Source organism: Azotobacter chroococcum (genome assembly GCF_002220155.1).
Classification (GTDB): Bacteria; Pseudomonadota; Gammaproteobacteria; order Pseudomonadales; family Pseudomonadaceae; genus Azotobacter; species Azotobacter chroococcum.
Genome location: NZ_CP011835.1, coordinates 2,914,118 through 2,922,500, shown reverse-complemented (window position 1 = coordinate 2,922,500; position 8,383 = coordinate 2,914,118). Strand labels below are relative to the sequence as shown.

The following is an 8,383-nucleotide window of genomic DNA, read 5'->3' as shown; positions in this document are numbered from 1 at the left end:
TCCGGGGATAACAGGCTGATACCGCCCAAGAGTTCATATCGACGGCGGTGTTTGGCACCTCGATGTCGGCTCATCACATCCTGGGGCTGAAGCCGGTCCCAAGGGTATGGCTGTTCGCCATTTAAAGTGGTACGCGAGCTGGGTTTAGAACGTCGTGAGACAGTTCGGTCCCTATCTGCCGTGGACGTTTGAGATTTGAGAGGGGCTGACCTTAGTACGAGAGGACCGGGTTGGACGAACCTCTGGTGTTCCGGTTGTCACGCCAGTGGCACTGCCGGGTAGCTATGTTCGGAAAAGATAACCGCTGAAAGCATCTAAGCGGGAAACTTGCCTCAAGATGAGATCTCACTGGAGCCTCGAGCTCCCTGAAGGGCCGTCGAAGACTACGACGTTGATAGGTGGGGTGTGTAAGCGTTGTGAGGCGTTGAGCTAACCCATACTAATTGCCCGTGAGGCTTGACCATATAACACCCAAACAATCTGGCCGACCGGAAGGATCGGCACAGCGGGTGAGGTCGAAGCCGACTAAACCGAAAATCCGGCTGAACCGCAAAGCCACCGAGACACAGACATCACATGCCCGATTCGGGATGGCGCCGCAATGCGACATCCCAACCGAATTGCTTGACGACCATAGAGCGTTGGAACCACCTGATCCCATCCCGAACTCAGCAGTGAAACGACGCATCGCCGATGGTAGTGTGGGGTTTCCCCATGCGAGAGTAGGTCATCGTCAAGCGCCCATTGCAAACCCCCGAGCCAGCCATGGCTCGGGGGTTTTTGCTGTCTCACAAAGCTAGCTGTGAGCCTCCGGCTATATCATCTATCTGATTCCGCCGAGACAGGCGGTCGTGCCGTCAACCCGGCGCCGATCCACGGCATCAACGCCAACATCATGCATAAATAAGGTAATCCCCCGACTTAGTCGGGGATTACCTTATTTATGCATGGCTCTCTTGAATAAGCTCAATCTTGTAGCCGTCTGGATCAGACACAAAAGCAATGATTGTCGTCCCATGGTTCATAGGGCCTGCCTCTCTGATTACGTTTCCGCCATTTTGCTTGATATCCTCGCAAGCCTTGTAGGCGTCATCGACAGCTATGGCAATATGACCAAAAGCAGTACCCATCTCATATTTATCAACGCCCCAGTTATAGGTCAATTCAATGACTGCATTTTCCTCTTCTTTTCCATATCCAACGAAGGCTAAAGTGAATTTCCCATCAGGATAGTCATGTCTTCTAAGAAGGCTCATGCCCAGAACACGGGTGTAGAAGTCGATCGACTTATCCAAATTGGTTACGCGAATCATGGTATGTAGAAGACGCATGTTTAATCCTTGTGTGAGTGGAGTGTCAGAGAGGATTCTAGAAAGAAGTGTGCCAAAGAGGCAAATCATGAGTATTATATTTGATGCATTGGCAAATGCTTGTGCTTACGCCCTTGATAGCCAAGGCAAGCAAGAAGGAGAGGCACGGGCCATTTTCATGTAAGGCCACTACCTAGCTGGGTATGGAAGAGAGGGGGATCACTTCGATCCCACGGGCGCAATGGCGCTTCCAAATATGAGCTTTTTATAGCAAGTGGTAATGTCAGAGTTAAGCTGAGGTAGGCGGCTGCAGCTACATTCGCCTGCCTCCAGTCCGGCTATAAATTAAGCCTCAAGAAAAGGCTCGCATTTATATATCAAAGTCGTAGTCGGCAAGGTCTTTTTGCAAGCGGCGCTCTTCGAGGTAGTTGTCTATGATCCGGCGCTTGGTCAGATTGGTCTTGGCAACTTCAACTTCGGCTCCAGTATCGTCTGCTTCCTCGGCAGCAAAATCTTCATCGAGCTCAATATCGGCTTTGTCGGTGGCCATACGTTCACTCCAGGCTACGGGCGCTATGGCGCCTCTTATAGCGGCAAAGTCTATGAGGGTAAAAAAGATTTTTTCAATTGATCTGCGGCGATTGCAAAGAAAGGTTAATCGTCGGATGTCTTGTGCTTGTACTCGCACAGATCTTCAATGCGGCAGCTGCCGCATAGCGGCTTGCGGGCCTTGCAGACATAACGACCATGCAGGATCAGCCAGTGGTGGGCGTCCAGCAGATACTCCTTGGGCACCAGTTTGATCAGCTTGCGCTCGACCTCCAGTACATTCTTGCCGGGCGCAATGTGGGTGCGGTTGCTGACCCGAAAGATGTGCGTATCCACTGCCATGGTGAAATGCCGGAAAGCCGTGTTGAGTACCACATTGGCTGTCTTGCGGCCGACCCCTGGCAGCGCTTCCAGGGCTTCCCGATTGTCCGGAACCTGACTGTTGTGCTTCTCGACGAGGATGCGACAGGTCTCGATGATGTTTTTGGCTTTGCTGTTGAACAGGCCGATGCTCTTGATGTACTCGCTCAGTCCCGTAACGCCCAGAGCGAAGATGGCTTCCGGAGTGTTGGCCACTGGAAAGAGCTTGGCGGTGGCCTTGTTCACCCCGACGTCAGTGGCTTGAGCAGAGAGAATCACTGCGATCAGCAGTTCGAATGGTGTATTGTAGACCAGTTCCGTGGTCGGAGTGGGGTTGTCTTCCTGGAGGCGACGAAAGATTTCCCGGCGTTTGGCAGCGTTCATGGTTGGGCGGATTTCAGGCTGGGGATTTACTCGATCGCTCCGGTTACCCGCACGCGGCGGTTGGCTACGGGAGCTTGTGGTTGCATGGCCTTGGCCCGCTCGGCACGATGTTCATCGATCCGATTCTTCAGTGCAATCAGAAGGCCGAGTACGATAAAGGCTCCGGGCGGCAGTATGGCCAGCAGAAACCCCTTGTAGTCGTCGATCAGCACGATGTGCCAATCGGTTGCCGCCGGGCCGAACAGCAGATGCATGTTGGCGAACAGTCCACCAGTGCCGAACAGTTCGCGCAACCCTCCCAGCACGACCAGCACAGCGGCAAAGCCCAGCCCCATCATCAAGCCGTCGAAGCCGGCCAGCAGGGGAGAATGCTTGGCGGCAAAACCGTCGGCTCGACCGAGGATCACGCAGTTGGTGGTGATCAGCGGAATGAAGATGCCGAGGATCTGGTAGAGCTCGTAGGTGAAGGCCTGCATCAGAAGTTCGATGCAGGTGGTCAGTGCGGCGATGATCATCACGAAGACCGGCAGGCGCACCGCGGTATTCACCACACTGCGCACCAGCGATACGGCCACGTTGGAGCAGCCCAGCACCAGCACCGTGGCCAGCCCGAGTCCCAAGGCGTTGACGGTCGAGTTGCTTACACCGAGCAGTGGGCAGAGCCCGAGCAGTTGCACCAGCGCCGGATTGTTCTTCCAGAGTCCGTTGACGCTCAGTTCACGGTAGCTGGGATTGCTCATGGTTTACTCCCTTGCCGCTCGGAGAGCTGTGCGTTCAAAAGTGTCGCCTTGTTGGCCTGGAAATACTGCAAGGCCTGATGGACTGCCTTGACCACGGCCCGCGGCGTGACAGTAGCCCCGGAGAACTGGTCAAAATCCCCGCCGTCCTTCTTCACGGCCCATCCGGATTCATCGGGGTTCTCAAGGGATTTACCCTCGAAATTGCGGATCCAGGGGGCCTTGGCCAGTTCGATCCGATCCCCTAGGCCGGGGGTTTCCCGGTGGCCGATGACCCGTACTCCAGCCAGCCGACCGTCGGCCTGGATACCGATCAGCAGGTGGATAGCACCACTGTAGCCATCAGGCGCAGTGGCCCGGAGGATCACTGCGGTGGTCTGTCCATCCTTGCGGGCGAGATGGGCCGGTTGCGGTCCACGATGGCCGAGCTGCGGCTCATCGAGCAGGATGCTGCTGGCGAGCAGATCGTTGTCGTAGCTGCCGGCCGGGAGAATCTCGCCCAGGGCGCGGCTCTGGGCCTGGCGTTCGGCGGCCTGGATCCGGTCGGCCGTACCCCATTGGAGCAGTGTGACACCGCCGACCGTAACCACCGCGAACAGCCCCAATACCAGACTGTTCTTCAACATCGAGCGGCCGATTTCAGGCATGGGCATGGTTCAGTCTCCCACCTTGAAGCCGCGTTCCGCCTTGCGATGCCCATAGGTGCGCGGACGGCTGAAGTAGTCGATGGTCGGCGCGGCCAGGTTCATCAGCAGCACGGCGAAGGCCACCGCGTCCGGATAACCGCCCCAGACGCGGATCACGTAGACGAGGATGCCGACGCCAATCCCGAAGATCAGCCGCCCTTGGTTGCTGGTCGCGCCGCTCACCGGGTCGGTGACGATGAAGAAGGCACCCAGCATGGTCGCACCGCTCAGCAGGTGAAACAGCGGCGAGCCGTTGGAGTCGGAGCCCGAGCCGTTCCAGAACAGCACGCTCATGACGAACAGCGCGCCGAGCATGCCGACCGGCGCGTGCCAGCCGAACAGGCGGCGCCGGAGCAGGAACAGCCCGCCGGCGAGGAAGGCCAGGTTGACCCATTCCGCTCCCCGGCCCCCCAGGTAGCCGAATGCCGGGTTCTGCGCCCAGAGCTCCTCCATGGTCAGGCTCCGATTGGTCTTCAGCACATCCAGGGCTGTGGCCTGGCTCCAGCCATCGGGCAGGGCGGCGATGCCGAGGATCTGCTGGAGGCCTTCAAGCGAACCGACGGCATGGGGCGCCGGCCAGGCGGTCATTTCCACCGGAAAGGAAATCAGCACCACTACATAGCCGACCATCGCCGGGTTGAAGGGATTCTGTCCCAGCCCGCCATAGACGTGCTTGCCGAACAGGATGGCGAAGCCGCAGGCCGTCAGGGTCAGCCACCAGGGCGAGTAGGGCGGCAGGGCCAGAGCCAGCAGCACGGCCGTGAGCAGGGCGCTGCAGTCGTTGAGAAAGAAGCCGACCGGACGCTGCCGGAGGTGCAGAGCGGCCGCCTCGAAAGCGAGCGCTGCGGCGCTCGCCCAGAGCAGGTTGATCAGGGTGCCGAAGCCATATAGCCAGGTCAGCGCCAAGACTCCAGGCAGGGTGGCGAGCAGCACCAGTTGCATGATCTGACGGGTACGGTTGCTGCCTGTGGCATGGGGCGAAGTGATGCGGGGCAGGGCCATTGGCGCTCCGTTGTGTACTTGCCTTGGGGCGCGGCGATCCGGCTCGCTGGATGGACGCCGCAGCCGGTTTATTCGCTTTGGTGTTCCGCCAGCCGCCGTTCGGCTTCGGCCAGACGCGCCCGTGCCGACTCCAGCGCAGGCGGATCGGCAGCCTCGTCGCGCTCCAGCTTGCGCAGGTCGGCACGGGCGAAGGCGAGCTCGGTCTTCAGGGCCCGCAACTTTTCGTCCAGCGGACGCTTGTCGGTGCGCACCAGCTGCGGCGCAGGCTTGTCCGAGGCTTCCTCGGCGGCATGCAGGTTCCGCTCGGCGCCGGCCAGGGCTTCGCGCAGCCGCGTCAGTTCGGTTTCGTCGGCGTCGGCTTTCTCGGCCTTTTTCAGTTCGGCACGCTTCATCGCCAGTTCGATCTTGGCTTTCTTCAGCGCCGCATCGGCGCCCGCCGGCGCTGCGGCCGGAGCGGCTGCCGTGGCGGCCGCCAGGGCTTTCTGCGCCGCTTCGGCGGCTGCGCGCAGCTCGGCCACCTGGGCTTCCAGCTCTGCCGTAACATGGGCGGCGAGCTGCTTTTCGGCCTTTTTCAGGGCAACCTGGGCCATGCTCGCCTCGATCTTCAGCCTTTTCTGGTGATCGGAGAGCCCGGCCGCCGGGTTGGCCGGCAGAACTTCCTGATGGGGCACCGATGAGCTTTCCGCCTGCACCGCCTTGGTCCGCGCGGCCTTTTCGGCGCGGGCCTGGCGTTCGGCTTCCTTCTGCTCCTCGGCCTTGCGCAGACGCTCCTGGCGCAGCTCGAAACGCCGTCGGGAGTGCTCGGCCTTGTGGTGCTTCTGCTCCAGTTCGCGGATTTCCGCCTTGGCTGCGCGGTAATACTGCACCAGCGACAGGCTGGAGGGGCAGACGTAGGCGCAGGCGCCGCATTCGATGCAGTCGAACAGGTTGTATGCCTTGAGCTGTTCGTGCTCCTGGCCGAGGGTGAAGAAATGCAGCTGTTGCGGCAGCAGGCTGGCCGGGCAGACGTCGGCGCAGGCGCCGCAGCGGATGCACGGCAGCGCCGCTGGCGGAGGCGGCAGTTCGCTGCGGGTCGGCGCCAGCAGGCAGTTGCCGGTCTTGACCAGCGGCACGTCGAGCGAAGGCAGGGTGAGGCCCATCATCGGACCGCCCATGATCAACCGGTCCATGCGCGTCTCGTCCAGCCCGGCGAAGGCCAGCAGCTCGCCGACCGGCGTGCCGAGCAGGGCCTCGACGTTCATCGGCCGGGCCAGGGCCTCGCCGGTCAAGGTGACGATGCGCGAGATCAGCGGGCGGCCCAGGAGCACCGCGTCATGGATGGCGGCACAGGTACCGACGTTCTGGCAGAGCATGCCGATGTCCGCCGGCAGACCGCCGCTCGGCACCTGCTGGCCGGTCAGAATCTCGACCAGCTGCTTCTCGCCGCCGGACGGATACTTGGTCGGCAATACCCGCAGGCCGAACGGCCGCTCGCCGATGGCTGTCCGCATTGCGTCGATGGCCTCGGGCTTGTTGTCCTCGATACCGATCAGCACCTGTTCGGGCCGGATCAGCCAGGCGAGGATCTCGATGCCGACGACCAGCTCGGCAGCCCTTTCGCGCATCAGCCGGTCGTCGGCGGTGATATAGGGTTCGCACTCGGCGCCATTGATGATCAGCGTGTGGATCTTTTCCTGCGGGCGTGCCGTCAGCTTCATCGCGGTGGGAAAGCCGGCGCCGCCTAGACCGCTGATGCCGGCCAGGCGGATCCTCTCCAGCAGTAGCGCCGGCTCCAGGCTGCGGTAGTCGGCACAGGGTTCCAGTGTGGTCCACTCGTCCAGACCGTCGCTGTCGATCACGATGGCCGGCGCGAGCATGCCGGAAACATGGGGATAGGGTTGCAAACCGATGAAGCCCACCGTGCCGGAGGTCGGTGCGTGCAACGGAGCGCTGAGCCGTCCGCTGGCGGCGGCGATCGGCTGGCCCTTGAGAACCCGCTCGCCGACCGCGACGATCGGCTCGGCTGGCGTGCCGATATGCTGGCCGAGCGGCAGGACCAGGCGGGCGGGCAACGGCGCCGGCTGGATCGGCGTGCGGTTGGAGAGCGCCTTGCGCTCCGGCGGATGGATGCCGCCATGGAAATCCCAGAGCTTCACTTCACTCATGCCGTCCGCTCCCGATCGCTGGCGATCAGCCGGCCGGGAGGCAGGGGCAGATCCCATTTCCAGTGTTGCAGGGTGCCCGCGACCGGGACCATCTCGATGCAGTCCACCGGGCAGGGCTCGACGCAAAGATCGCAGCCGGTGCATTCGATGGCGATCACCGTGTGCATCTGCTTGGCGGCGCCGACGATGGCGTCCACCGGGCAGGCCTGCAGACACTTGGTGCAGCCGATGCATTCGGCCTCGCGGATGCGCGCGACCATCTGCGGTTTCTCGCCTTCGGCGGCATCCAGCGGCTCGGGCTCGAGGTCCAGCAACTCGGCCAGAGCCTGGATGGTCGCCTCGCCACCGGGCGGGCACTTGTTGATCTTGTCGCCGGCGGCGATGGCCTCGGCGTAGGGCTTGCAGCCGGGGTAGCCGCACTGTCCGCACTGGGTCTGCGGCAGCAGCGCGTCGACCTGCTCGGCGATGGGGTTGCCCTCGACGCGAAAGCGCACCGCCGCGTAACCGAGAATGGCACCGCAGACCAGGCACAGCAGGAGCAGGGCGAAAACGGCACTCATGGCTTGATCAATCCGGAAAAGCCCATGAAGGCCAGGGACATCAGGCCGGCGGTGACCAGGCCGATGGCGGCGCCCTTGAAGGGTTTGGGCACGTCGGCGATGGCGATGCGCTCACGCAGGGCGGCGAACAGCACCAGCACCAGGGAAAAGCCGAGACCGGCACCGAAGCCGTTGATGCCGGACTCGAGGAAGCCGAAGCCGGCCTTGTTGGCGTTGAGCAGGGCCACGCCGAGGACGATGCAGTTGGTGGTGATCAACGGCAGGAAGATGCCGAGCACGCGGTAGAGCAGCGGGCTGGTCTTGTTCACCAGCATCTCGGTGAACTGCACCACCACGGCGATCACCAGGATGAAGGCGATGGTGCGCAGGTAGTCCAGCTCCAGCGGCTCGAGCACGTACTGCTGCAGCAGGTAGCTGCACATGGCCGTCAGGGTCAGCACGAAGGTGGTGGCCAGGGCGAGGCCGATGGCGGTCTCGATCCGCTTCGACACGCCCATGAACGGGCAGAGGCCGAGGAACTGCACCAGCACGAAGTTGTTGACCAGGATGGCGCCAACCAGGATCAGGACGAGTTCGGTCATCGCGGGGGCACCGTGGTGCGAGCTGGAGTCGGGGAGAAAAGGTGTCCATTATCCGGGAAGATGCCAGGAC

9 protein-coding genes and 2 rRNA genes (1 of these 11 only partly in view) are annotated in these 8,383 nt (G+C 61.8%); 2 read left to right on the top strand and 9 right to left on the bottom strand.

Going from position 1 to position 8,383, the window contains the following annotated elements; translation table 11 throughout:
* Positions 1-464, top strand: a 23S ribosomal RNA gene (locus tag ACG10_RS13465); it begins 2,428 nt to the left of the window's first position.
* Positions 465-623: 159 nt separating this feature from the next.
* A 5S ribosomal RNA gene (gene rrf, locus ACG10_RS13460) occupies positions 624-739 on the top strand.
* A gap of 202 nt (positions 740-941) precedes the next feature.
* Here the strand turns inward: rrf and gloA are convergent.
* From gloA to rsxA, 9 genes are all read right to left on the bottom strand, one after another.
* Positions 942-1,331, bottom strand: coding sequence for a lactoylglutathione lyase (gene gloA / locus ACG10_RS13455; RefSeq protein WP_052263879.1), 390 nt, complete (start codon positions 1,329-1,331; stop codon positions 942-944).
* Positions 1,332-1,680: 349 nt separating this feature from the next.
* Positions 1,681-1,860 carry a PA3496 family putative envelope integrity protein gene (locus ACG10_RS13450; RefSeq protein ID WP_039803257.1) on the bottom strand — a complete coding sequence of 60 codons (180 nt, stop codon included), beginning with the start codon at positions 1,858-1,860 and terminating at the stop codon, positions 1,681-1,683.
* Positions 1,861-1,964: 104 nt separating this feature from the next.
* A complete protein-coding gene (gene nth / locus ACG10_RS13445; protein WP_039803259.1) occupies positions 1,965-2,603 on the bottom strand; it encodes an endonuclease III in 639 nt (212 codons plus the stop codon).
* Between the two features lie 26 nt (positions 2,604-2,629).
* A complete protein-coding gene (locus ACG10_RS13440) occupies positions 2,630-3,343 on the bottom strand; it encodes an electron transport complex subunit E (protein ID WP_089168606.1) in 714 nt (237 codons plus the stop codon).
* Entirely contained in the window at positions 3,340-3,993 is a 654-nt protein-coding gene (rsxG, locus tag ACG10_RS13435; protein ID WP_169531339.1) for an electron transport complex subunit RsxG, read from the bottom strand. Before rsxG ends, ACG10_RS13440 begins: the two co-directional genes overlap by 4 nt.
* A gap of 3 nt (positions 3,994-3,996) precedes the next feature.
* Positions 3,997-5,028: an RnfABCDGE type electron transport complex subunit D gene (locus ACG10_RS13430; RefSeq protein ID WP_089168605.1), complete on the bottom strand. Its 1,032-nt coding sequence runs from the start codon at positions 5,026-5,028 to the stop codon at positions 3,997-3,999.
* A 68-nt stretch (positions 5,029-5,096) separates the two neighbouring features.
* The gene (rsxC, locus tag ACG10_RS13425) at positions 5,097-7,172 is read right to left on the bottom strand and encodes an electron transport complex subunit RsxC (protein WP_089168604.1); all 2,076 of its coding nucleotides are present in this window, start codon (positions 7,170-7,172) and stop codon (positions 5,097-5,099) included.
* Positions 7,169-7,732 (bottom strand): electron transport complex subunit RsxB, encoded by a 564-nt coding sequence (rsxB, locus tag ACG10_RS13420; protein ID WP_089168603.1) that lies wholly within the window; start codon positions 7,730-7,732, stop codon positions 7,169-7,171. The genes rsxC and rsxB overlap by 4 nt, the downstream gene beginning before the upstream one ends.
* Positions 7,729-8,313: an electron transport complex subunit RsxA gene (gene rsxA, locus ACG10_RS13415; protein ID WP_039803267.1), complete on the bottom strand. Its 585-nt coding sequence runs from the start codon at positions 8,311-8,313 to the stop codon at positions 7,729-7,731. The genes rsxB and rsxA overlap by 4 nt, the downstream gene beginning before the upstream one ends.
* Between the last annotated feature and the right edge of the window lie 70 nt (positions 8,314-8,383).